This is a genomic window from Wolbachia endosymbiont (group B) of Chorthippus parallelus (assembly GCF_947251815.1).
Lineage (GTDB): Bacteria > Pseudomonadota > Alphaproteobacteria > Rickettsiales > Anaplasmataceae > Wolbachia.
Map to the genome: position 1 here is coordinate 1,279,527 of NZ_OX366390.1, position 23,034 is coordinate 1,302,560.

Genomic DNA, 23,034 nt, shown 5'->3' on the forward strand with positions numbered 1-23,034 from the left:
AAATAGAATACAGTCTTCTGGAATAAAGTAATTTCCTGCGCGAAACAGCGCTATCCATGTTAAAGAATAAAAAAAATGGAATTGCTGTCCTTCTATAGTAAAAGTACAAATAACTGATTAGGTGGCTTGAGGAAAGAATGCTGAAACAATGCCTTAACTTCTCTACTCTGAGATTGACGTGCATTTAACATCCCCTTTGAAGCCTGTATTAGCAAGAGCTTTAATTACTAAATGAACAATATCGCGCAATGTTTCATCTTTAATTTTTCTATATTCTCTTACTAATCTTGATATTTCTTCGCTGCCCACATCGCTACGAAAGGCATTATCATGCAAGTCTTTAGAAGCTTTGGTGAAAAAATATGACATATCAACTGACAAAGCTTCTGCCAAATTATACAGCCTATCAACTATAAGCCTTACCTCTCCAGTTTCATATCCTTGTATATGCTGAAATGAAATTCCAAGCTTTTTTCCTAAGTCCCTTTGGCTAAAACCACACATTAGCCTTCTTTTCCTTATTCTTTCAGCTATTTGCTTATCGATAGGATGTTGTATGGTCATTTTACATATCAGGTAATATTAGCTATGTATTATCACTTTGAGAAAAAGATTTTACCAATATATAAACTACACTACGTAACCTTTTGCTCTTAATTTCGTTATATCCTTTGACTAGTTTTAGTATTTCTTCATCGTAACTTTCATGTGAGTCGGCGTGCATATCAGTAAAAAAATCAGCAACATCGATCGATAGGGCTTTTGCTAAGTCATACAGTCTACTGGCTAAAATGCAATTTGAACCATTTTCGTACCTTTGTATCTGCCTATATGAAACACCTATTCTTTTTCCTAACTCAGTTTGCGTTAAACCACAGTATAACCTAAGTTCCTTTATTTTTTTGCCTAATTCCACCTTTCACTACTAATTCTAGCTGTTCAAGCTTATATTGAATTTTTTAATTTATGAAGTGAAAAAAAGAAGGAAAGTTGGAGAACCTTCCTTCCGGTCTACAGATTACAATAAACCACTATCATAAAAACTAAAGTGGCTCTTCTGTGTTACGATTATATGGTCTATCAATTTCATTCCTACATTTTCGCAGGTTGCAGCTAATGTAAGTGTGTTATCCTCATCCTCTTTTGATGGTTCTATATCTCCACTTGGATGATTATGTGAAATTGCAACAGATGCTGCATCAATCAGTAATCCCTGTTTTATTATTTCCCTGACATACAGAGGTACTCTGTCTATAGTTCCACAGTCTTGAATATACTCATATATTAAATGACCACTTCGATCTAAGTATACCACTCGTAAGCTTTCCTTTCGTGATTGTCCTATTGCTGTTTTAAAGTATTTTAGTAGCTCTTCTCTGTTATCAAGAATTGACAGCTTTTTTAGCTTACCTTTCAATATCCTATCGAAAATCTCTTTCAGACAAAAGATACTTGCTATTGCTCCATCGTTCATTCCTGTAACATTTTTTAGCTCATGAAAATCAGCATTAATTACCCTTCCTAAACTACTAAAAAGCTCCATTAGCCTTTTGGCGACTTCTCTTCCTTCTGCATATTCAGATAGAGTATGTTCCAGTAGCTCATGGTCAAGTAAAGACCTGCCTCTACTTGATAAAATGCGAGTTTCCAATTTTTCTTTTCTCTCACTATTATTCATAAAAACCTCCAAGATCAACATTATATACAAATTCAACGCCAGCTTTCTGACGCAGTAGTTCTCGAGGAATAACCCTTTTGAACTCTAAGTTTGCAATGTTGTCCTTGTTGCTTTTACAACAGATTTACTACAATCCGAACTCCGCATTGATTTTATCGACTATCTCCTGTGGTGGATCATCTCCCCATCCTGAATATAAAATCTCTCCATAATCTGCAACATCTATAGAGCCAGTTCTACTTTTTGCCAGAAACATTTCTCTTTTATCTTTATCAACTAATACATAGTGCCAAGCTGATCTTCCTCGATCTTTACCACGAACTAGATATATGAGATCTGATCTACTTCTTCTTGTTGCATCAGCAAAGGATCTTTCGTTGATAGTTCTGCTTTTACTCTTTATGCCGCCACTTTCAGAAAAAGCTTCCTTGGCTTCAGCTTTTTTGTTTGCCAATTCAGAAATTTTTCCTTTTGCTCCTAGTGCATGTTCTTTGGTATTTTGAGATGAATACTTACTGGAAAAACCTCCTCTTGTCTCATTAGAGGTCCTATTTGTAAAACGCTTAGTAAACGAGTTATCGTTATCATTTTCTGCCATAAAAGTCTCCAAATTTTAGATTGTAGAATCCAAATTTTTACTACACCCTATCATAGGTTAGTTAAATTAATATAAATGAAGGATAATATAGTAATTATTACAGGAATTACAGCCTCAGGTAAATCAGAATTATGCGATAACTTGATAAAAAAGTATAAAAACATTAGCATAATAAACTGTGACTCAAAGCAGGTATACAAAGAGATTCCCGTAATTACTGCTCAACCACCAAAGCAGAAAGAATTTTATAGGCTATACGGTTATGTTTCAGCAAGAGAAAATTATTCCGTAGGTTTATGGCTAGAGGATTTAAAGAGGGAAGTTAACAACGCGCTGAAAAATTCACGAATACCCATCATCACTGGAGGAAGTGGGCTTTACATTAGCAGCTTAATCAAGGGATTATCATCGATTCCACAAATAAGCCAGGAAGTGAGAGAAAACGTAAATGAACTTAGGAAAAATTTAAGTAAAGAGGAATTCTACAAATTAGTGCTAAGCAAAGATCCAAGGATTCAAGGTAAAATATTTATTAATGACTCACATCGCCTCTCAAGAGCACTTGAAGTTATCACTGAAACTGGCAAGACAATCTTTGTATGGCAAGAAAATAGACAGCCTCCTTTGTTCAATAATTTTAAGGTATATACAATTCTACCTAAACGTGAGGATATATACCGAAAAATAAATTCTCGTTTTATTGAAATGGTTGAAAATGGAGCAATTGATGAAATAAAAAACCTACTTAGCATGAACCCATCTCCACATTTGCCAGCTATGAAAGCACATGGAGTACCAGAAATTATAAGATACTTAAAAGGGGAGATTACTTTAGACGAAGCAATACAGATTGCTCAAACAAACACAAGGCATTATGCAAAACGCCAGTACACTTGGTTTAAAAATCAATTTCCGAATTCTCAAGTGATTGACTGTGCAAATAAATTGACAGAATTTTAGATATTTTGATTATTATGTATTATATTGCTATGCCTATGCAAACTTTTCTTGATAGTATTAAACTTTTTTCTTAAAGAACTTTCATCATTGCCTAAATTGTGATTATTAAATTCTTTGTAAAAATATTCTTACTTATGAAGCGCTACTATACCTGTAAGAGCCTTTATCACTAAATGAACTATATCACGCAATATTTCATCCTCAATTTTTCTATATTCTCTCACTAATCTTGTAACCACAATCTCCACTTTCATATCCTTGTATAGCTCTTCTCATAATAGTAGGAACAAGATAAGATAGTGATTTAGTATAACAAGAAGGTAAAAATGCCAGCAGCGTACAGTTATGACTTAAGGAAAAAAGCCATTCAGGCGTTGGATGAAGGAGAGAGCAAAACAGCAGTAGCAAATTTTTGGCCCTCTCTAATAACTTCAACATCACTAAATTCAAGGGATTGGCCTTCTATTATTTGGAATCTTTCATGTCCTTTTCCTGCAACTAGCAGAATCATATTTTCATCATGTGCTATATTTATACCTTTCTCTATAGCTTTTTTTCTATCTCCTATCTCCAGTGCATCAGGGCAATGTAACAAAATATCGTGACGAATTTTCCCCGGATCTTCATCACGCGGATTGTCATCTGTGACTATAACTTTACCTGCAAGCATTTGTGCTATTTTACCCATCTCTGCACGTTTTGTTTGATCACGATTCCCGCCACAACCGAACACTAGAACTATCTTTTTATTGAAGTGCCATTTTAAAGACAACAGAGCTTGTTTGAGTGCACTTGGAGTATGAGCGTAATCGACAAATGCAAAAGTGTTCACTTTTTCCATTCTTCCAGGTGGAGAAGCGAGTTTATCTATACACATTCTTTGATAGTCCATACCAGATGAAATAACTATACCGATTGCACACAACAAATTATATGCTTGAAATTGCCCAAAAATCGGAAAAAATGCGTTATAAATTTCATCACCGATTTGAATTGTTAGGTATTGACCATTGGCAGTGGGTATCTGCTTTAATAAAGTAATATCAGAGTTTTTTTTTCCATAGGTTATAACTTTGTTGCCACGCTTTTCAGCTATGTTGAGCAACTCTCCATATTCGCCTATATCTGCATTTAAAATCGCTGTTTTTTCTTTTGGCAATACCTCATCAAACAACCTTTTCTTGGCCTCAAAATACTCATCGATACTTTTGTGATAGTCCAAATGATCTTGAGAGAAATTAGTAAAAGCTGCAGCATTGAACCTGAGTCCATGGATTCTGTATTGATCGATTCCATGGCTTGAAGCTTCTAATGCTAAGTGTTCTACGTTCTTATTATTTATGTCACGCAATGTGGAATAAAGATCATCTGCACTTGGCGTTGTAAGGCTATTATCTTTTCTATTATTATTGACACATGTTCCCAGTGTTCCTATAGACGCTGCATTATCTTGCCAAATCTGGCGACAAAATTCCACCACTGAAGTTTTACCATTCGTACCAGTTACAGCAGCAACATATTTAGGTTGTTTGAATTGATAAAACCTGCTGACTATTTCACTGTATATTCCTTGAGGGTCCGAGTGGTAAAGCACTGCAAAACTTGGAGTACTTGTCATTCGAGTAGCGGACACTGAAATCCAGTTTTTATTATACAATTGCCTAGTGTGCTTGTTTACAATTAAATTTTCTGGATCCCAGTGTCTGGGCACTGGGATGACATCTTTCTTGGCCCCTTGTATCACAACGTCTACACAGTTGTGTACGTAGCACTGTGATTCAGTAGGAAGGATATGGATTCCAGTATCGCATGTTGCGTATTCTTTACTCCTTTCTGAAACACAAACGAAAAGATAACCTTCCCTGACTCTCTTGGGATTACATGTAACGCCCTTGATTTCAACGTCAAAGTTAACATCAACAATATCATGCAGTAATTCTCTCAGTTTCATGTCCTACTTCATCGTTTTGAAAGTCTAAACATGGTAACCTTTTTAGTGCGTCATTAAGGTCAAAGATTAAATCTTCAGGATCTTCCAGTCCACAAAATATTCGCACGAAACTTCCACCACAATCTGAATTCATTACAGATCTTGACATAGATCTACGATCTACTGGTAATATCAAACTGTCGCACCCTCCCCAAGAAGCACCAATGCCGAAAACTTTCATGTGATCAACCATGCAGCTTAGTTCCTCACATGAATATTCTCTATCGAGTACTATACTAAATACGCTACTTGCCCCTTTGAAATAACTTTTCCATAAATCATGCTGAGAATAGGAAAAAAGTGCCGGGTATAAGACTTTTTTGATTTTTGAATGTTTTTCCAGCCACTTTGCCACTTGCATTGCTGTACTTTGATGTTTCCTCATGCGTGTTTGCAGTGTTCTAAGTCCCCTATGTGCAAGGTAACAGTCGTGCGATTGAATGGTTACTCCGTAATTTTTATAACTCTCATAAAGCAATTTAAAAATTTTACCTTCAGCAACCATAGCTCCCATCACTAAATCTGAGTGACCGGCTAGATACTTTGTCACCGCATATAGTGCAATATCAATTCCATAATCAAGCGGCTTAAACAACAAAGGAGTGGCCCATGAATTGTCACAAACGGTTACAATTCCACGTTCTTTAGCAACTTTTACTATATGCTCTACATTCGAAATCTCAAACGTTATAGAACCAGGAGTCTCAATCATGATGAGTGAAGTGTTACTCTGAACTAAATCAGTTATATCCTGTGTCGGATCATAAAAAGTTACTTCTACTCCTCTTTTTGGTAGTTCATTTTCGGCAAATCTCTTTAGCCTATAATAACTATTATCTTGTATCAGAACATGCGAACCTGCTTTAGTGAAAGTCAAAATAGCAAAAGTAAGTGCAAATAATCCAGAAGGGTAGATGAGTGCTTGTCCCCTACCCTCAATTTCAGCCAGTGCATTTGAAAAATAATGAACAGTAGGCGTACCAACATTACTATAGCTGTAATCCCTTGCAACACCATCATTGATCACATCATATATACTCTCCCCATTCGCTGCACTTAAGTAATCCTTGTAAGTAGGAAATAATATGGTAGAAGAATGATAAACTGGTGGGTTCATCGATCCTTTATAATCATTAAATTTTCTTCCTGCTTTAACTAATAAAGACTCTTCTCTCACGTTTCTACTATTTATTTTTTAAATTATATTCACTGTGCGTATATAAGTTAAGAGAAATCGCATGTACTCGTTCTATTTCACTCTTTAATAATTCATAGATCAATTTATGCCTCTTTAAAGAGCTCATTCCAGAAAAGTCGTTAGATATTAATACTAATTTGATATGTGAAGGTAGTGTCGAAGAAGAAGCAAAATAATGATCTACATGCTTTGCTGATTCATCGATAATATTAATATCAATTACACCTATTGAATCGCGTAATTTTTCTTCTATTGTCTTAATAATATCCACAATAGTTCCTTTAAGCAACAATACGCTCCTCTTGTCATCCCACAGTATCTGGGCACTGGGATGACAATCGAATTACTTATTCTCTTCTTTATTATCCATGTCTTGATAATCAGAATCTACTACTTTTTCTTCCTCATTATTTGTTGTGGATGAGCTTTCTCCACCTTGTTGTTGTTGAGATTCCTTATACATAGCTTCTCCAAGTTTCATAGATAACTGAGAGAGGTTAGTAACTTTCTGTTGTATTGAATCAGCATCATCAATGTTGTCAGATTTACTCACTTCCTTTAACTCATTAACTGCATTTTCAATAGCAGATTTATCTTCTGGAGAAATTTTATCACCATATTCTGTCAGAGATTTTTCTGTAGAATGAACTAAACTATCCGCTTGATTCTTCACTTCAATAAATTTCTTACGCTTTTCATCTTCTTGTGCTTTTTCCTCAGCTTCTCTCACCATCCGATTTATTTCATCCTCCGATAAACCACCTGAAGACTGAATACGTATTTTTTGCTCTTTTCCAGTAGCTTTATCCTTTGCAGAAACATGCGCTATTCCATTTGCATCTATATCAAATGTCACCTCAATTTGAGGAACCCCGCGAGGAGCAGGTGGTATTCCTTCTAAACTAAACTGACCAAGCAGTTTATTATCAATCGCCAATTTTCTTTCACCTTGATGTACCTTAATTGTAACGGCTGTTTGGTTATCTTCTGCAGTTGAAAACACCTGAGATTTTTTTGTGGGAATAGTAGTATTACGTTCAATAAGTGGAGTGAACACTCCCCCTAGAGTTTCAATACCAAGAGAAAGTGGAGTTACGTCAAGTAGTAACACATCTCTTACATCACCTTGAATGATTCCCGCCTGTATTGCAGCTCCAATTGCTACAACTTCATCAGGGTTAACCCCTCTGTGTGGATCTTTGCCAAAGAATTCTTTAACTTTCTCTATGACTTTTGGCATACGAGTCATGCCACCAACAAGAACTACTTCACCAATTTGACTAGCAGACAAACCAGCATCTTCAAGAGCTTTTTTGCAAGGAATTATAGTCCTTTCAATTAAATCATTCACTAAACTTTCAAGCTTTGCTCTTGTTAGCTTCATATTTAAGTGTTTTGGGCCACTTGCATCAGCTGTAACAAACGGTAGATTTACTTCTGTTTCCATTGCACTTGACAATTCTACCTTTGCTTTTTCTGCAGCTTCTTTGATTCTTTGCATAGCCATTGGATCGTTTTTCAAATCAATGCCATTACTTTTCTTGAATTCAGCCAGTAAATAATTTACTACTGCATTATCGAAGTCTTCCCCTCCAAGGTGAGTATCACCATTTGTAGCCTTTACTTCAAAAACTCCGTCACCTATTTCAAGAACTGAAACATCAAATGTACCACCACCAAGATCATACACTACTATTGTGTGTCCGTGCTTTTTATCAAGACCATAAGCAAGTGCTGCAGCAGTTGGTTCGTTAATTATTCTGAGGACATTTAATCCAGCAATTTTTCCTGCATCTTTTGTTGCTTGACGTTGAGAATCATTGAAGTACGCCGGCACTGTTATCACAGCATCCTTTACTTCTTCCCCAAGATAAGCCTCAGCTGCTTCTTTCAGGTTTTGTAGTATAAATGCACCAATTTGACTAGGAGAGTATTCTTTACTATCAGTTGTTTTAACCCATGCATCACCATTTTTTGCTGCAAATACCTTATACGGTACACCTAGATTCTTCATTTCAGGATCGCTATATTGGCGACCTATCAATCTCTTAGTTGCAAAAAAAGTATTATTTGCATTGGTAGTTGCTTGCCTTTTTGCTGGAGCACCAATCAACCTTTCTCCAGACGAAGTAAATGCAACTATAGACGGAGTAGTTCTTGCTCCTTCTTTATTCTCGATTACTTTTGCATCCTTGCCTTGCATTATTGCAACACAAGAATTTGTTGTTCCAAGATCTATACCTATTGCTCTTCCCATAATGAATACTCCCTTTTAAATATTATCTAATGTAAAATATATAAGTATAAAACTCGTTAATTACAAGTCCCGTTTAGTTGTTAGAGCCCAAAAGGCGCGAAAGCCATTTAGTTAACCAAAAGTTGCCCGGTAGTTTACCAGCTTCTTTATCCCTGCTATTCACAATTTGACATCCAGAATTCTGCAATGGCTTATAATCATTAAAATTAATATGGTCTCCTTGCTTTAAAATAAATGTATCTGCATCTAAACTATTATCAATACTAACATTTAATGTAATATTGAACTCTTTTTCGATTGTAGAAACCATATCACGCTTATTATTAAAAATGTGCGCTATAACTGCACTGCGTGCTATTAAATCAAAGGACTTATTTTGATTTTTATTAGCAATATGTTGCAAATCCCTTAGTATCGATGCAACAATCACTTCGTTTGATTTCACTCTTCCAATACCTTTACAGTGTAAGCACTCTGTAGTATTAATTTCCTGTATATTTGGTTTAATTCTTTGTCTTGAAAAGACCATTAAACCAAAGTCATTGATAAAGCTAAATTGAACTTTAGCTTTATCATCTTTAAACGCCTGCTTGATAGCAAATTCAACATTTTTACAATACTCAAGTTTCAACATGTCAATAAAATCAACAACTATTAACCCTGATAAGCCCCTGAGATTCGCTTGCCTTGATATTTCAGATAATGCCTCCATATTAGTTCTATAAGCTGTTTCTTCTATGTTATCTTCTCCTGTCATTTTCCCTGAATTTACGTCTATTGAAACAAATGCCTCAGTTAAGGTTATCACCAAAGACCCACCAGATGGCAATTCTACTCTATTGCTATATAATTCAGAAATTTGATCTTCGACTCGATAGTAAGTAAAGATTGGAACAGAACCTCTATATAATCTAGGACGCAATTTTCCTTGTAACACATTTTTAGTGTATTTTCTTACCGCTTCACAAACTTCTCTATCAGATACTATAATTTCTGTATCATTACTACAAAAGTCACGTACAGATCTCATAACTACATCTGCTTCGTTGTAAATTAATGATGGAACATTTAAAGAAGAGAAGTTTTGCTGAATATTTTGCCATAATAAGGTCAAATTATTGTAATCTTGCTCAATTTCTTTCTTACTTTTTCCTGCACCAACAGTTCTTACTATTAAACCTGAGCCTTTTGGTAAATTTATTGAATTTAATATATCCTTTAACTGTTTTCTAACGTTGGTATCTTCAATTCTGCGAGATACTCCACCCCTACTTATGGAATTGGGCATGAAAACACAGTATCTACCGACCAAAGTTACGTATGTTGTAAATGAAGCTCCTTTATTTCCTCGTTCTTCTTTAGTTAATTGAACTAATAACTTTTGATTTACTGAAATCACATCTTGTAACTTATATTTTCTATGTAAAGGTACCCCCCTCACAAAACCACTGCTGGATTCATTACTAGCTGTAGAATCTAGGCCTTCTTCTGTGCAATTATCATTTGAACAGTCCACACCGCTCGAATAGTCTTCATCAGGGAAAATTTCCTTCTCTTTTTCTGGAATATTAAAATAATTTAGAGATATCTCAGAAAAAGACAAAAAACCTTGCTTATTTTTTCCATACTCAATGAACACGGCCTGCAAAGCAGGCTCTATACGCTTTACATAAGCAACGTATATATTACCTCTTAATTGTTTTTTTTCCTTGAATTCTTGTTCAAACTCTACAACCCTACCATTAACTAGTAGGGCAACCCTTACCTCGTTAGAACAGGTAGTACTTTCTATCAACAATAACCTTTTGCCATCACTCACCACTTATTTACCGTCTACTTTCCATTCTGAAATGTTCTTATACTACTTAATATATTATTGATTGTCAAGAATTTTGCGATCTGCATTATTGGGTTGACTTTCAGTGTTTTGCGTAATAAACTTGCATAGAGTTTATTATGTCACTAACAATTATGGCGAAAAAAAATGCTTCTTTGCTTGTCAAGCTAGTTAGCACTGCAACTAAAACAACAAAAACTGGAGAAGAGAAACTAACAGGCTATTTTTGTGTAAAAAAACGTAATCCTAAGAACCTTCCCAAGAAGCTCGAGTTTAGGAAGTATGACCCAGTGGTCAGAAGACACGTATTATTTAAAGAAGAAAAATTAAAGTAAGTATATTATCATGCAAAGCTTACAGCTAAAAGGAGTGTAGCTTATTGCTCACTAGTTATACTGTTTTGCATTAGGGAAAGTCTGTTTGAGGTTTTGAAAGATTACGGTAACTTATATAAGTTACGGGAAATTGAGCCACCTGAATAAGGGCTGAAAATGGTAGCGTTTTTGTCCTGATCTGGTCTTTTTATTGCTTAAATGGGACTTGATCTGATACTTTAAATGATCCAGATAGTCTATATACCATCACACTCTGGGACCATACACTTAGAGGTTGTTCACAAACTTTTGAATTCTTTTGTTAAACTTTTACAGAAAAAAATTGCTTGCGCATATTTTAAATCTGACTATAATCATAGTAAAAGATATTTTAAGAGCTCAAAATTTATCTTTATCTGCAGACTTTTTTCATTAAATTCATTAAAAAATGTGGCGTATCTTCTTCAGCGTACGTGGGTGCACACACATACTTAATCTCTGTCGTATGTGCGCCGCACTTTTTTTCTAATCTTTTTTACACAGGAGGATTTTATGTCCAGAATTCCAGATACTTGATCTTTACTTTAGCTAAAAACCAATAGGCGCCTATGGTTTTTATAAAGAAAGTTTAGAAAATAACCAAAAACCACTTGCCATAAAAAGTAACTATATTAGTATAATATTCACATTTATATGTTAATATAGATATAATAAGATTAAGGATTATATTATGGTAAAATTTACACAAGATTCTGCTTCATTGACATTGCATGGTGTTGATTTACTTAATTTGTGCCACAGACAGTGTGAAAATAAATACGAGGGTAATGATTTATTGACAAAAATTAATAGATCTTGGTGTAAGGCTGACTGTAATAGAAATATTAAAGCTCCTGAACACCATTCACCAGAAAAAGTAACACTTAGTGAACAGTTAACAGATATTGCAAGTAATCTCCGTTTTGAGAGCATAAAATTATCGCTTATATCAGATGAAATAGACAATTACAATTCAATGTCTTTTTAATTAGAGTAAAAGAAGATATTGGTTATCTTCTTTTTTTTTATTTCTATGATTAACTACTTGAATTTAAGTTCGTTTAGGCAAGATAATTATGAGTAAAAATAGCAGATGCAAGTAGCTGGCACACAGCTGTACGAGCATTCATTTTTGAGGGCATAGCAAATGGTGTCATTCAAGTAGCTGACATTGGCTTGCCCTAATCTCATCAAGAACGTTGTGCTTTAACATAATATTTTTATGCTTACCAACTTAACTGAATCCCAGGCTGGGATGATATACTTCTGGTAGATAATGTCGGTATAGTTGTGATTGGAATAGAAAGCACTAAGTTTGCAATGCTATCTGAATAGATAAAAGAACTCATTACTCAGTGAAACAAGACTTGAAATTTTGTGCAATGCTGCTGATTATATCTAGATATGCATCCTTTCCAGGCTCTACATCTGATCCAATAGGATCAAGAATCACCATTTTTACGTCACTAGAAAAGACATTAGGCTTTATGCTATCCTCTCGTGAATGAGAAACAATACATTTAACGTTTTCCTCTTTCATTACCTTTTTTAATTTCATTAAACTCTTCATACCTATGTAAGAATCTTCTTCTATAGAAAGAATGGCGCTTGGGTAACTTAAATCAAAATATTTTTCGAAATATTGATAAGCATCGTGAGTAACTATGTATTTTTGATTTTTTAACTCATCCAATTCTTTCGTAATTTTTTCTACTTCTTGGTCTATCTTTCTTATAGCCTCCTCTGCGTTAGTATTGTATCGATAGGCATTTTCTTTATCTATATTAGATAATGTTGCACTGATAGAAAGTATCATACTTTTTGCATTTTCAGGACTCAGCCAAATATGCAAATCTTTTTCATCTTGAATGTGACTAGAAAATGAATGTGTTCGAGCAGGAAGTAGATCGATTGCACTTGATAGCGGTATTAACTTCTTATTTTCTTTAGCGAAAGTTTTAATGAATGTTTCCAAAGAATCATCGATATAAAATATAATATTGCTAGATTCTAATTTACTTGCGTCTGAAGGCCTGAGCATGTAGTTATGTTCAGACACTACTTCGTACATTAGTAGTTCTGGCTTTGAAATTCCATCTGTAACAGAAGCTACAAGTGAGTGTATAGGTTTGATTGTAGCTACAATTTTTAAATTGGATGAAAAGGCACTATTGTAGTATAATGTAAATGAAAGTAATAGAAAAAAAAACAGTAAATGTCTCATATAAATGTTGAGAAGAAGTCAATTTTTGCCAAAAAATTAAGTAGTGTCAATAACTGCATTCTAAAAATAGAAAACCTTACTCTTTCATACGGTAATAAAAAAGTTCTTGATAATATCAACATATCAGTACAAAGAGGAGATATAGTTACAATACTTGGTCCAAATGGCGGAGGTAAAACCTCTTTAGTGAAAGCAGTTGCTGGTATAAATAAAGGTTTTATTGGCAGTATTGTATTCGCTGACAATATAAAAATTAGCTATATGCCACAAAATTTTAGTATTGGTAATTTGATGCCAATAACAGTTGAGTCTTTCCTTTTCAATAGCTCCTCGAAGAAATTGAAGAAAAATCAACCCATTGTTACAGAAGCAATAGAATTGGTTGGTATCGGTAACATCCTAAAAAATCAAGTATTAGAAATCTCTGCAGGACAAACACAATTACTGCTGCTTGCACGCTGTTTAATTTCAGAATCTGATTTGATCATTTTAGATGAGCCAGTCAGTGCAATGGATATTAACGCACGATCTAAATTTTATGATATTATAAATAAAATCGCAAAAGAACGATCAGTGTCGATTCTCATGACTTCTCATGACCTTAACTCTGCTCTACCATCCTCAGATTACATAATTTGCATAAATAATACTATCTATTATCAAGGTAAACCTGATGAAATTATGGAGATAAATGAAATATTTGGCAGTTACGCAGCGAAATGATTCAAAATATTCTACGTCTTCTGCAAATAACTACAGTGCTAACACGCTACAATGTGTTACCTTATTTACTTCCACCATCAAAAAAATCAATAAATAAAATACAAGGTCATAAACTAAAGCGTGCTCTTGAAAGATTAGGTCCGGTGTTCATTAAATTTGGGCAATCCATTTCATCACGCACTGATATTTTAAATGAGGACATAACAAATAACTTGCTATTGATATGTGATAGATTGCCATCATTTTCGTATAAAATAGCAGTTAAAACTATAGAAAGTGAGTTTAATTGTAAATTAAGCGATATTTTTTCAAGTTTTTCTGAAAAGCCAATTGCAGCAGCATCAATTTCTCAGGTGCATAGAGCAGTTACAATTGAGGGTAAGGAAGTTGCTGTAAAGGTTTTGAGGCCAAATATTGAGAAAACATTCTCAAGGGATATAAAAATGCTTTCTTGGCTTGCAGAAATTGCAGAAAAATTTAGTGAACAATCAAAAAGGCTGAAGCCAGTTGAATTAGTCAAAACTTTTGCTGAAATTTGCCGATTAGAGTTAGATCTACGTTTTGAGGCTGCCCACTCTTCGGAACTGAAGGAAAATACTAAACATGACAGAGGTTTCTACGTACCTGAAATAGATTGGAGTAGAACTTCAAAAAAGGTTTTAACATTAGAATGGATGGAAGCTATACCAATATACGAAGTTGAAAAGCTGAATAACCGAAAGCAAATAGCTATCAATCTTATAGAATCTTTTTGTAATCAGGTATATAGGGATTGTTTTTTTCATGCTGATATGCATCCTGGAAATTTAATGATCGATAGTAATAACAATATTATTGCCCTGGATTGTGGAATCATGGGTAGAATAGATCGTGAGACATGCTATTACGTTATAGAGATACTCAAAGGCTTTTTAAATAGGGATTATGATCACGTTGCAAAAATGCACTTTAGAGCCGGTTATGTTCCATCACAGCATAGAAATTTTGTTACAGCTTGCAGAGCAATAGGTGAACCCATTGTTGGACAGCCTATACAGAAGATTTCATTTGCTCGATTACTTACTCAGCTACTAAAAATAACTGGTGATTTTGATATGAAAGTTCAAACACAATTGTTATTGCTGCAGAAAACTATGATTTTATTAGAAGGAACATGTAGAAAAGTCTATCCAGAAATCAATATGTGGAAAGTAGTTGAAACATGGATAAACAATCAACATGAAAGTAAAATAGGGTATAGGGAAAAAATTAAAAGCTCTTATCCCATAAAAGCAATTCAGGGAATATTTAGCCTTATAGAAAAATTAAACCTAATAGCTGACAAAAAATTACAGGTGAAAAATAAATCAAATGGAAAAGCCTACTTTTTACTTTGGTCTGTAATTATAATTCTCATCGTTAAACTTTTAATTTCTTGAACTAAAAGATAATAGAAGCAAGTTTACAACAACTATTTCAGTCTTGAAACCACTCAGGTTTACATTCACTCGAATTATCAAGGTATTTTCAGGATGTACAAAAATTTTCAGAAGAGTTTAGACAAGAAGTAAAAACCTTAACTCTATCTTAAACTGATAACATTACCAAGTTCAGTGCTTATCACATCACTCAGTACTGTACTTGCTTTATATGAACAGTAGCATCCAATTGTAAGGAAGGACAAATGCAGCTACAGCAAGTGAAATACATATTTCTAAATTCGATATTGTTAAACATGCACCAATAGCAAACGCTCCAGATAACACAAAAGAGGCAGAGGCATAGTTACTTTGCCTTCTATTATAAATGCTTGCTTCTGAAAGTTTTCTGTTTTTGTTATTTAAGTCTTGATTTTGAGTTTGAAGTTCTGATCTCTGTTGACTAAAATCCCTTTTTAACTGTGAAATTTTGTTAGTGTCTCTTTCACTTACAACCCTATCCAACTCTTGCTCTTTTTTTCTAAGTTGAGTTTTTGTTCTTTCAAGCTCATCTCTAAGGTTTTCAAGTTGACTTTTTTCTCTAGTAAGTCGAGCTACTTGATCAGTGAGAGTGTGAATTCTTTCCTGATTACCCTGCCTTACTTGTCTCAACTCCTTTTCTAACTGTGAAATTTTGTCAGTGTCTCTTGTTCTTTCATCTACGGTCCTATTCAACTCTTGCTCTTTTTCTGCAAGTTGAGCCTTTGTTCTTTCAAGCTCATTTCTAAGGTTTTCGAGCTGCTGCAATTCTTGAGCAATCAAATCGTCGTTTATTTCCGGGGCAACATTATGTACATTTGCTGAAGACTGTTCCACAGTTGCAGGGAATTTTTTATTTAGATATTCTCTGACAGGATTAAAACTTTTAAGCACCTCAATAACAATTTGACCATTCATAAAGCAGTTATCTTCTACTAATTTTTTTACATCATCCAAATCTTTTCTATTAATAGCATCAGTTAATCGCTCTTTCATAGCTTGTTCAATGATTTGCTTCAATCTTGAATTTTGCTCTATAGCTGGTATTGGTTTTATTTGATTAAAATCTAGGTCTTTATGTTCTAAAAGTTTAGTCAATACTTCCTCGTTATCTTGTGTTATTCCTTGTAAACATGATTTGATAATCAGGCTAAGTGGTGTTTCTATTTCTCCATTTGAATTTCTTTTCCAACAATTAGGGTTGAGTTCTTGATTTAATAGTCTTTTTGCTCGGTCAATATTTCTGTTAGAAAGAGCATTTAATAATTCTTTTCCTGTTTGTGCTTTTTGTATTTCTTTTGTAAGATGTGAAAAATCTTTCTTCTGCTCTCTCCCAATTTGTTCAATATATTCTTTAGGAGTGTAACTTTTTCTGCTCCCATAACGATCTTCATAATCATTTCTAATGACTGGATTCAATTCAGGATGTCTAAGTAACATCTGTACGAAACTCCTATTTTCCATACGAAAAGCTAGATGTAGAGCTGTATTGAGTTCTTTAGCTTCTTGAATATTAACATTTAAATTCTGGTGCTGTAAAAGCAAAGTCATCATTTTTAAGTTTGTAGGACTATCATCAACACCCATGATAATAGTCATTAATGGTGTATATCCCTGATCAAACGTATTAACATTCGCACCTTCTGCCAGAGCTCGCTCAAAATCTCCTAGATTTTCATCATCAATAGCTTTAAATAATTTTTTTGTTGATTGTCCTGAAGTTATTTGATTTTTAGTTCGTCCATTAACAAACCTTCTTTCAAAAGCTACATTATTTGCCGAAAACATACTAAATTCTCCTCAATCTATAATTTATTAACATAATTATAAAAAAAAACAAAGAAAATTGCAAGTAATTTAGTTAAAAATTTTAGAACTAATTATGATTCCAAAAATTTTTCTGCATCAAGTGCAGCCATGCACCCTGTACCTGCTGCAACTACTGCCTGGCGATATACCTTATCTTGAACATCACCAGCAGCAAACACCCCTGCCCTACTGGTTAGAGTTGTTCCAGGTTTCGTAATTATATAACCTTGCTGGTCCATTTCAACAAAGCCCTTAAAAATACCTGTATTTGGTGCATGCCCAATTGCAATGAACACTCCATCTACTTTCAATTCCTGGGTTTTATTGATGTCTGTCGATTTAATTGTAATGCCAGTAACTTTCTTAGGATTTTCTTCTCCAAGAATCTGCTCTACGGTATGATTCCATATTACCTTTATCTTATCATTTTTAAAGAGCCTGTCTTGCATTACTTTCTCTGCTCTTAACTTATCACGCCTGTGTATCAGTATAACTTCCTTAGCAAATCGAGTTAAAAATATTGCTTCTTCAACAGCAGTATTTCCACCACCAACCACAGCTACAACTTTATTTCTAAAAAATGCACCATCACAAGTTGCGCATGCCGAAACTCCGTAACCTTGAAATTTCTTTTCACTCTCCAGGCCAAGCCACTTCGCTTGCGCACCAGCTGCGATTATAATTGCATTCGAATAGTAGTCACTAGCATTACCACAAGATCTAAATCTATACTCATTAGAATCCTCAAGTTGTTCAACGCTTTTTATTTCGTCATTTATTACCCTTGCCCCCACCTTCTCTGCATGCAACCTCTTTTGTTCCATAAGTTCTGGACCTTGTATAGAAATAAAACCTGGATAGTTTTCAACATCCGTAGTAATTGTAAGCTGACCACCAGGTTGCATTCCTGTTACTACAATTGGCTCTAAATTTGCACGTGCTGCATATATAGCAGCAGCATAACCCGCTACTCCAGATCCAATAATAAGAACTTTTGTACTCAATTTATAATTCTGCACTGTGTGAGTTTAGATAATCAGCCACTCCTTCATCGCTTGCCTGCATTGCTGGCTTACCTTTTTTCCACCCTGCTGGACATACTTCACCATGCTCTTCATTATGTTTTATTGCATCAATAATTCTAATAAACTCATCGATATTACGCCCTAAAGGAAAATCATTTATCGATTGATGACGTACAACAAACTTATCATCAATAACAAAAGTTGCTCTTAGTGCAATTGAGTCATCATATAAGACCCCATAGTCTCTTGATATAGACTTTTTGATATCAGACACTAAATTGTAGCTAACCTCTCCAATACCACCATCATTAACTGGAGTGTTTCGCCATTTATAGTGTGAAAATTTTGAATCTATACTTATTCCTATCACTTCAACATCACGTTTTGAAAAATCTTCTATTTTGTTGCTAAATGATATCAACTCAGTTGGACAGACAAAAGTAAAATCAAGTGGATAGAAAAAAAGGACAGCATACTTATCCTTTATATGTTTACTTAAACAGAAATCATCAACTATTTTTCCACTAGCAAGAACAGCCGAAGCAGTAAAATCGATAGCGGATTTTGTTACAAGATTCATAACTAACCTATTCATTCTTAATATTTATAATTTTATACCTTGATACATTTACATGCAAGTTTTCTTTAGCCCCAATCTTATAAAAACTTCCTCTTATGGCTGTGAAAATGTTATGATAAGAGCTAATTTTCATGAGTAGGGAAATACCCAAATATTACTATCTTTCACCTTTTCTCCCTTCAAATTTTTTAACCATTTCTTTTACACTTACATTCGTGGAAGGTAAATTTTTGCTGGCAAGATGGTTGATCGAAGATTTTTTATTCCCTACTGGAAATGAACGAGATTGTTTTCTCTTCACACTGATATCCGTTTGTGTTACTGAAGCAGTTTTGTTTTCAGCAGGCAACACGTTCTTTACTTGATTTCGCTCAAATCTTTCTTTTAATGCCTTTACTTTACTACTCTCGCGAGTCACTTCTTTTTTCATAGCAACTACTAGTACTTTTGGTCCATCAGCTTTTTTTGCTGATTCTTTACCATCTTGATTTTCAGATTTTAGTGGTAGTGTAGGGTTACTCTCAGCTGATTTTTCCACTACTATTTTTTGCTCTGTGCTTACTTTTTCGCCTAAATCTTTAGGCTTTGGTGGTACTGCAGGTTTATCTTTTTTCGGTTCTTGTCTAATTTTTTGATTGATAGTAAACATTTTCTCTGGTACTGGTGGTACTCTTGGTGGTTTTGGTGGTGCAAGAGATTGAAGTTGTTGTTTCTTCCTATTTTCTCTTTTTGCTTCTATATGTTCTTTAGGAATTGTTGCATAAATCGGCTCCTCTTTAATTGATTGTAGATTACGCAAATCTTTTGTTAAAGATTTGCTTTTTTCCTCTTGATAATGTGATATTTCTTCATACTCAGGATCTTCGTTTAATGAACCTCCATAACCTGAATCTTCTCGCTCATATAAGAGATTTTTCTTTTGCTGTCTATTTTCTAAATTTATTCCATATGACCTATATTTATCTTGACTTCTTTCTATTCGCTCTAAATCTGAAATTTTTTGAATAACATCTGTATATTCGATTACTGTTCTAGCAGTTGAAGGAGGCAATTTATCTTTTATAAAATTACTTATATTCCTAATCGAAACATCTCTTCCTAATATTCTATTGAATATCCTAAGAATTAATGGCTTTTTATTTGCCTTCTTTACACAATTATTCAAGTCATCACGTATAACAAGCTTAGCTACATCTTCTGCCTTATCTGTAAAACCCTCTAAAGCATGAGATAAATCTGTTACTGTTTTACCATATTGTTTCTCTGAATTTCCTAGCTTTATAGCTTTGATCAGAGAATCGAGATTTTTTTTATAATCCTCACTTTTAAATGGATCATTCATACTAATTGTAATATTTTATTGAAATATAGATCTAAAATATTAAGATCTAGTGAATATTACTTTTTTAGTTCATATATAGCTATAGTTATACGGCGATAATGCGTAGCAGAATAACGATTTCGTCATTCTAGTATCTGCTGTTACCCCTTATCTAGGTGTGTAAAAGTGAAATCTAGTTTCGCTATATTAAAGTGTAATGAAAGTGTGTGATTCATAGAGGTTATTGCAACTAATTTGTGAGATCAAGTCTGAACTTGAAATACCTGTTAAGAGGTTTTATATTTTTGAAGTGACTTTAACTCTTGGTTATGTTTGTAATTTTGCATGACAAATGTATAATGCACCCATTTGTCTAGACCATTTTTTTCAAAGTGATCCGATTTTTAAAATGAATATGTTGATAAATACGTCGACACACATTTAAAGTATTTATCAATATATTCATTTACTGTTTATGATAATAAAGATCAGCAGGAACTTTATAATGTAGAGTCTGATGTCGCCTTTTATAGTTATACCAACCAACAAAATCGTTTATTATAAGATTCAAATCTCTGATACTATTTGGTCTATAATAATATATAGCTTCTTGCTTTAAAGTTCTCCATAAACGCTCAACAAATATATTGTCGAAGCAACGTCCTTTATGATCCATACTAATTTTAATATTAGCACGCTCTAATTCCATAATAAAGTTGTAGCTAGTAAACTGCACTCCTTGATCACTATTAAAAATCTCAGGTTTACCTTGTTTTAGAGCTTCTTTGAGAGTATAAAGGCAAAATCCAGCATCGAGATATGGTGATAATGAATGAGCAATAATATAGCGACTATACAAGTCCATTATTGCCACAAAATAGACAAACTTACCTTCTACCATAATATATAGTAGCCCATACCTGATTAACTCTACAAATAATCAAATCTTTGAGTAAATAAGGATATATTTTATGCTTTTTTTCTTTAATACTTGTATTACATCTTTTTCTACAATACAGCCCACTAATCTTCATTTTTTTCATAATTCTTAAGATTTTTTTGTGATTGACTACTACTCCACTCGCTATGATTTCAGCAGTAATTTTACGATATCCATAACGGCAATCAGAAGCCAAATATACTTCTTGAATCAAATTTCACTTTCGTTATTAATTATATGCCTATAATATAGGCTAGATCTGCAAATCCCCAGTAAATCAGCCTGTTTCCTAATTGATAGATCAGAATCTTTTTCTATAAACCTTACTCTATCTTTTTTGCTTATTTCAGTAATTTTTTTTTCAAATAACTATTTTCCACTGTCAATTCTCCTATTACTTTATGTAAACTTTCTATTTCTTGCGCTAAGATTCTTTGTTTTCTCGCACTTTCACTTTCTTCAACAAATAGGTCTTTTAACCTTGCCAATACTCTATCACGCCAATCATATAGATTTGTTGATGGTATTTTATATTCACTACATATCTCAGATGTGCTTTTTTGATTTTTTATTGCTTCCAAAGCTATCTTTGCTTTTAACTCTGGTTCATATTTTTTTGTTGCCATACTTTTACCCCTTTACCTTCCTACTCGGATCAACCATTTTTTTTTGGTCTAGTTTATGGGGTGCATTATAATCACCACGGCTGCCCATCCACCAGGCCCCGGATTTCCGGAACATGCTCCATCTGTATATATTGTAACCTTCTTTTTTTCGCCCATACTTACAGGATATAGATTCAACGTAAATTTGCTACCGAAATATGTTGATATTATTTTTTGAATATTTTTAAATGTAAGATGTGAGAGATTGACAAACCTGTCCTCACGATGCTAGGTAAATCGTAATTGAGCTTTTAGGCTCATATTTTTATTAGGAGGTTAATCTCTCACAATGAAAATAAATATTTTTAAGCTCTTCATAGTTCATCAATTCATTTGCTGGGGTTTTTAAGGTGTTTTATAAGGTAATTATGAAAAGATGATCAAATCTACATCTAAAGCCTTAAATGCAATTCTCAGATGATCTCTGACAGTCGTTTTTTCATCAACACATTTAAAACAATAAAAAGATTGAATATTTCTTCAGAATTGTGTATAATTATTAATGCTTTTTAGGTTAATTCGTCATGGCTTTTTCTAAATTTCTTGATCCAAAAAACGATCTTAGTTTTAAGAAAATCTTTGGCTCTGAAAAGAATAAAAATATCCTCATTCACTTCCTCAACGATATCTTGGACTTTTCTACTTCTGATCAAATAATAGAAATTGAATTCCTCAGTACTATCATGGATCCTGAAATTGCCTCTGACAAACAAAGTATTGTTGATGTTCTTTGCAAGGACTCTATTGGTAATAGATTTGTCATCGAAATGCAGCTCGCTCGTGATAAAGGCTTTGAAAAACGTGCTCAACTTTATGCTGCTAAGGCTTACTCTCGGCAATTAGATAAATCTGGTAATTACATTGATCTTCAGAAAGTCTTCTTTATTGCTATTTCCAATTGTAACCTTCTGCCTGAAGAAGTTGACTATATTTCTACTCATAATATACGGGATATCAAAACCAATGGGCATTACTTGAAAGATCTGCAATTTGTCTTTATTGAGTTGCCTAAGTTTTCAAAAAATAAGGTAGAGCAATTAGAGAATACTACAGAAAGGTGGTGTTTCTTTTTTAAATACGCAGAAGATACAACTGATGAAGATTTAAGAAAAATAGCAGAAAAATCACCAATAATAAAGCTAGCATATGATGAATTAGACAGGTTTCGCTGGAATGAAAAAGATTTGATCGCATATGAGGAAAGAATATTGAGTGTACAGAAAGAGAAGGCTATCCTTGCTCAAAAACTCGATGATGCTAAACTAGAAGGTAGACAAGAAGGCATCCTCATTGGTCAAGAAAAAGGTAAAATTGAAGGTAAAATTGAAGTTGCAAAAAACTCACTCAAGGCCGGTGTATCTATAGATGTTATAGCTCAAATTACCGGTCTCTCTCATTCTGAAATTTCACAACTCAAAGAAAAAACATAATATTCCTACT

At 33.9% G+C, this 23,034-nt stretch carries 21 protein-coding genes and 2 pseudogenes; 6 read left to right on the plus strand and 17 right to left on the minus strand.

Annotated elements, in window-relative coordinates:
- Positions 1-162: 162 nt before the first annotated feature.
- From OPS21_RS05820 to OPS21_RS05835, 4 genes are all read right to left on the minus strand, one after another.
- Entirely contained in the window at positions 163-564 is a 402-nt protein-coding gene (locus OPS21_RS05820; protein ID WP_264337032.1) for a helix-turn-helix domain-containing protein, read from the minus strand.
- 22 nt (positions 565-586) lie between these two features.
- Entirely contained in the window at positions 587-916 is a 330-nt protein-coding gene (locus OPS21_RS05825) for a helix-turn-helix domain-containing protein (RefSeq protein WP_264337030.1), read from the minus strand.
- 102 nt (positions 917-1,018) lie between these two features.
- A complete protein-coding gene (locus tag OPS21_RS05830) occupies positions 1,019-1,678 on the minus strand; it encodes a JAB domain-containing protein (protein ID WP_264337028.1) in 660 nt (219 codons plus the stop codon).
- 127 nt (positions 1,679-1,805) lie between these two features.
- Positions 1,806-2,276 carry a hypothetical protein gene (locus OPS21_RS05835; protein ID WP_127464170.1) on the minus strand — a complete coding sequence of 157 codons (471 nt, stop codon included), beginning with the start codon at positions 2,274-2,276 and terminating at the stop codon, positions 1,806-1,808.
- Between the two features lie 75 nt (positions 2,277-2,351).
- Between OPS21_RS05835 and miaA the strand changes: the two genes are divergently transcribed.
- The gene (gene miaA, locus OPS21_RS05840) at positions 2,352-3,236 is read left to right on the plus strand and encodes a tRNA (adenosine(37)-N6)-dimethylallyltransferase MiaA (protein ID WP_264337026.1); all 885 of its coding nucleotides are present in this window, start codon (positions 2,352-2,354) and stop codon (positions 3,234-3,236) included.
- 128 nt (positions 3,237-3,364) lie between these two features.
- Here the strand turns inward: miaA and OPS21_RS05845 are convergent, their stop codons facing one another.
- The 6 genes from OPS21_RS05845 to OPS21_RS05870 all read right to left on the minus strand — a co-directional run bounded on the left by OPS21_RS05845 (position 3,365) and on the right by OPS21_RS05870 (position 10,503).
- Positions 3,365-3,490: a hypothetical protein gene (locus tag OPS21_RS05845; protein WP_006013387.1), complete on the minus strand. Its 126-nt coding sequence runs from the start codon at positions 3,488-3,490 to the stop codon at positions 3,365-3,367.
- A gap of 113 nt (positions 3,491-3,603) precedes the next feature.
- Positions 3,604-5,187 carry a UDP-N-acetylmuramoyl-L-alanyl-D-glutamate--2,6-diaminopimelate ligase gene (gene murE / locus OPS21_RS05850; protein WP_265027606.1) on the minus strand — a complete coding sequence of 528 codons (1,584 nt, stop codon included), beginning with the start codon at positions 5,185-5,187 and terminating at the stop codon, positions 3,604-3,606.
- Entirely contained in the window at positions 5,162-6,403 is a 1,242-nt protein-coding gene (metC, locus tag OPS21_RS05855; RefSeq protein ID WP_264337024.1) for a cystathionine beta-lyase, read from the minus strand. Before metC ends, murE begins: the two co-directional genes overlap by 26 nt.
- 7 nt (positions 6,404-6,410) lie before the next feature.
- The gene (locus OPS21_RS05860) at positions 6,411-6,695 is read right to left on the minus strand and encodes a BolA family protein (RefSeq protein WP_226080382.1); all 285 of its coding nucleotides are present in this window, start codon (positions 6,693-6,695) and stop codon (positions 6,411-6,413) included.
- Positions 6,696-6,767: 72 nt separating this feature from the next.
- A complete protein-coding gene (dnaK, locus tag OPS21_RS05865; protein ID WP_264337021.1) occupies positions 6,768-8,681 on the minus strand; it encodes a molecular chaperone DnaK in 1,914 nt (637 codons plus the stop codon).
- Positions 8,682-8,754: 73 nt separating this feature from the next.
- On the minus strand, positions 8,755-10,503 hold the full coding sequence (locus tag OPS21_RS05870; RefSeq protein WP_264337020.1) for an Rne/Rng family ribonuclease: 1,749 nt from the start codon (positions 10,501-10,503) through the stop codon (positions 8,755-8,757).
- A gap of 149 nt (positions 10,504-10,652) precedes the next feature.
- Between OPS21_RS05870 and rpmG the strand changes: the two genes are divergently transcribed.
- On the plus strand, positions 10,653-10,853 hold the full coding sequence (rpmG, locus tag OPS21_RS05875; protein WP_012481745.1) for a 50S ribosomal protein L33: 201 nt from the start codon (positions 10,653-10,655) through the stop codon (positions 10,851-10,853).
- A 709-nt stretch (positions 10,854-11,562) separates the two neighbouring features.
- Positions 11,563-11,859, plus strand: coding sequence for a hypothetical protein (locus tag OPS21_RS05880; protein WP_007302708.1), 297 nt, complete (start codon positions 11,563-11,565; stop codon positions 11,857-11,859).
- Positions 11,860-12,219: 360 nt separating this feature from the next.
- On the opposite strand, the gene OPS21_RS05885 is transcribed toward OPS21_RS05880, so the two are convergent.
- Positions 12,220-13,095, minus strand: coding sequence for a zinc ABC transporter substrate-binding protein (locus OPS21_RS05885; RefSeq protein WP_007302707.1), 876 nt, complete (start codon positions 13,093-13,095; stop codon positions 12,220-12,222).
- Between OPS21_RS05885 and OPS21_RS05890 the strand changes: the two genes are divergently transcribed.
- Together OPS21_RS05890 and ubiB are read left to right on the plus strand one after the other, a co-directional pair.
- Positions 13,087-13,818: a metal ABC transporter ATP-binding protein gene (locus OPS21_RS05890; protein ID WP_007302706.1), complete on the plus strand. Its 732-nt coding sequence runs from the start codon at positions 13,087-13,089 to the stop codon at positions 13,816-13,818. The genes OPS21_RS05885 and OPS21_RS05890 overlap by 9 nt on opposite strands.
- Positions 13,815-15,236: a 2-polyprenylphenol 6-hydroxylase gene (gene ubiB, locus OPS21_RS05895; protein WP_012481747.1), complete on the plus strand. Its 1,422-nt coding sequence runs from the start codon at positions 13,815-13,817 to the stop codon at positions 15,234-15,236. The genes OPS21_RS05890 and ubiB overlap by 4 nt, the downstream gene beginning before the upstream one ends.
- Positions 15,237-15,443: 207 nt before the next feature.
- On the opposite strand, the gene OPS21_RS05900 is transcribed toward ubiB, so the two are convergent.
- The 6 genes and pseudogenes from OPS21_RS05900 to OPS21_RS05925 all read right to left on the minus strand — a co-directional run.
- Positions 15,444-17,042, minus strand: a complete 1,599-nt coding sequence (locus OPS21_RS05900) for a TomO hydrophobic C-terminal domain-containing protein (protein WP_264337019.1) — start codon at positions 17,040-17,042, stop codon at positions 15,444-15,446.
- 92 nt (positions 17,043-17,134) lie between these two features.
- A complete protein-coding gene (gene trxB / locus OPS21_RS05905) occupies positions 17,135-18,082 on the minus strand; it encodes a thioredoxin-disulfide reductase (RefSeq protein ID WP_264337018.1) in 948 nt (315 codons plus the stop codon).
- On the minus strand, positions 18,069-18,668 hold the full coding sequence (locus OPS21_RS05910; protein ID WP_007302702.1) for a peroxiredoxin: 600 nt from the start codon (positions 18,666-18,668) through the stop codon (positions 18,069-18,071). The genes trxB and OPS21_RS05910 overlap by 14 nt, the downstream gene beginning before the upstream one ends.
- 157 nt (positions 18,669-18,825) lie before the next feature.
- The gene (locus OPS21_RS05915; protein ID WP_265027607.1) at positions 18,826-20,010 is read right to left on the minus strand and encodes a hypothetical protein; all 1,185 of its coding nucleotides are present in this window, start codon (positions 20,008-20,010) and stop codon (positions 18,826-18,828) included.
- A gap of 445 nt (positions 20,011-20,455) precedes the next feature.
- A pseudogene (locus tag OPS21_RS05920) lies at positions 20,456-21,555 on the minus strand (IS3 family transposase).
- Between the two features lie 69 nt (positions 21,556-21,624).
- Positions 21,625-21,711 (minus strand): annotated as a pseudogene (locus OPS21_RS05925) (RNase H family protein); the annotation flags it as partial.
- Between the two features lie 407 nt (positions 21,712-22,118).
- Between OPS21_RS05925 and OPS21_RS05930 the strand changes: the two are divergent.
- Positions 22,119-23,024 (plus strand): Rpn family recombination-promoting nuclease/putative transposase, encoded by a 906-nt coding sequence (locus OPS21_RS05930; protein WP_264337016.1) that lies wholly within the window; start codon positions 22,119-22,121, stop codon positions 23,022-23,024.
- Positions 23,025-23,034 lie beyond the last annotated feature (10 nt).

What these genes read in the sequence shown, in the direction of transcription:
- OPS21_RS05820 (WP_264337032.1), bottom strand. Translation starts at nt 564, where the DNA reads ATGACCATACAACATCCTATCGATAAGCAAATAGCTGAAAGAATAAGG.
- OPS21_RS05830 (WP_264337028.1), bottom strand. Translation starts at nt 1,678, where the DNA reads ATGAATAATAGTGAGAGAAAAGAAAAATTGGAAACTCGCATTTTATCA.
- OPS21_RS05835 (WP_127464170.1), bottom strand. Translation starts at nt 2,276, where the DNA reads ATGGCAGAAAATGATAACGATAACTCGTTTACTAAGCGTTTTACAAAT.
- miaA (WP_264337026.1), top strand. Translation starts at nt 2,352, where the DNA reads ATGAAGGATAATATAGTAATTATTACAGGAATTACAGCCTCAGGTAAA.
- OPS21_RS05845 (WP_006013387.1), bottom strand. Translation starts at nt 3,490, where the DNA reads ATGAAAGTGGAGATTGTGGTTACAAGATTAGTGAGAGAATATAGAAAA.
- murE (WP_265027606.1), bottom strand. Translation starts at nt 5,187, where the DNA reads ATGAAACTGAGAGAATTACTGCATGATATTGTTGATGTTAACTTTGAC.
- dnaK (WP_264337021.1), bottom strand. Translation starts at nt 8,681, where the DNA reads ATGGGAAGAGCAATAGGTATAGATCTTGGAACAACAAATTCTTGTGTT.
- rpmG (WP_012481745.1), top strand. Translation starts at nt 10,653, where the DNA reads ATGGCGAAAAAAAATGCTTCTTTGCTTGTCAAGCTAGTTAGCACTGCA.
- OPS21_RS05880 (WP_007302708.1), top strand. Translation starts at nt 11,563, where the DNA reads ATGGTAAAATTTACACAAGATTCTGCTTCATTGACATTGCATGGTGTT.
- OPS21_RS05890 (WP_007302706.1), top strand. Translation starts at nt 13,087, where the DNA reads ATGTCTCATATAAATGTTGAGAAGAAGTCAATTTTTGCCAAAAAATTA.
- OPS21_RS05885 (WP_007302707.1), bottom strand. Translation starts at nt 13,095, where the DNA reads ATGAGACATTTACTGTTTTTTTTTCTATTACTTTCATTTACATTATAC.
- ubiB (WP_012481747.1), top strand. Translation starts at nt 13,815, where the DNA reads ATGATTCAAAATATTCTACGTCTTCTGCAAATAACTACAGTGCTAACA.
- OPS21_RS05900 (WP_264337019.1), bottom strand. Translation starts at nt 17,042, where the DNA reads ATGTTTTCGGCAAATAATGTAGCTTTTGAAAGAAGGTTTGTTAATGGA.
- OPS21_RS05910 (WP_007302702.1), bottom strand. Translation starts at nt 18,668, where the DNA reads ATGAATCTTGTAACAAAATCCGCTATCGATTTTACTGCTTCGGCTGTT.
- OPS21_RS05915 (WP_265027607.1), bottom strand. Translation starts at nt 20,010, where the DNA reads ATGAATGATCCATTTAAAAGTGAGGATTATAAAAAAAATCTCGATTCT.
- OPS21_RS05930 (WP_264337016.1), top strand. Translation starts at nt 22,119, where the DNA reads ATGGCTTTTTCTAAATTTCTTGATCCAAAAAACGATCTTAGTTTTAAG.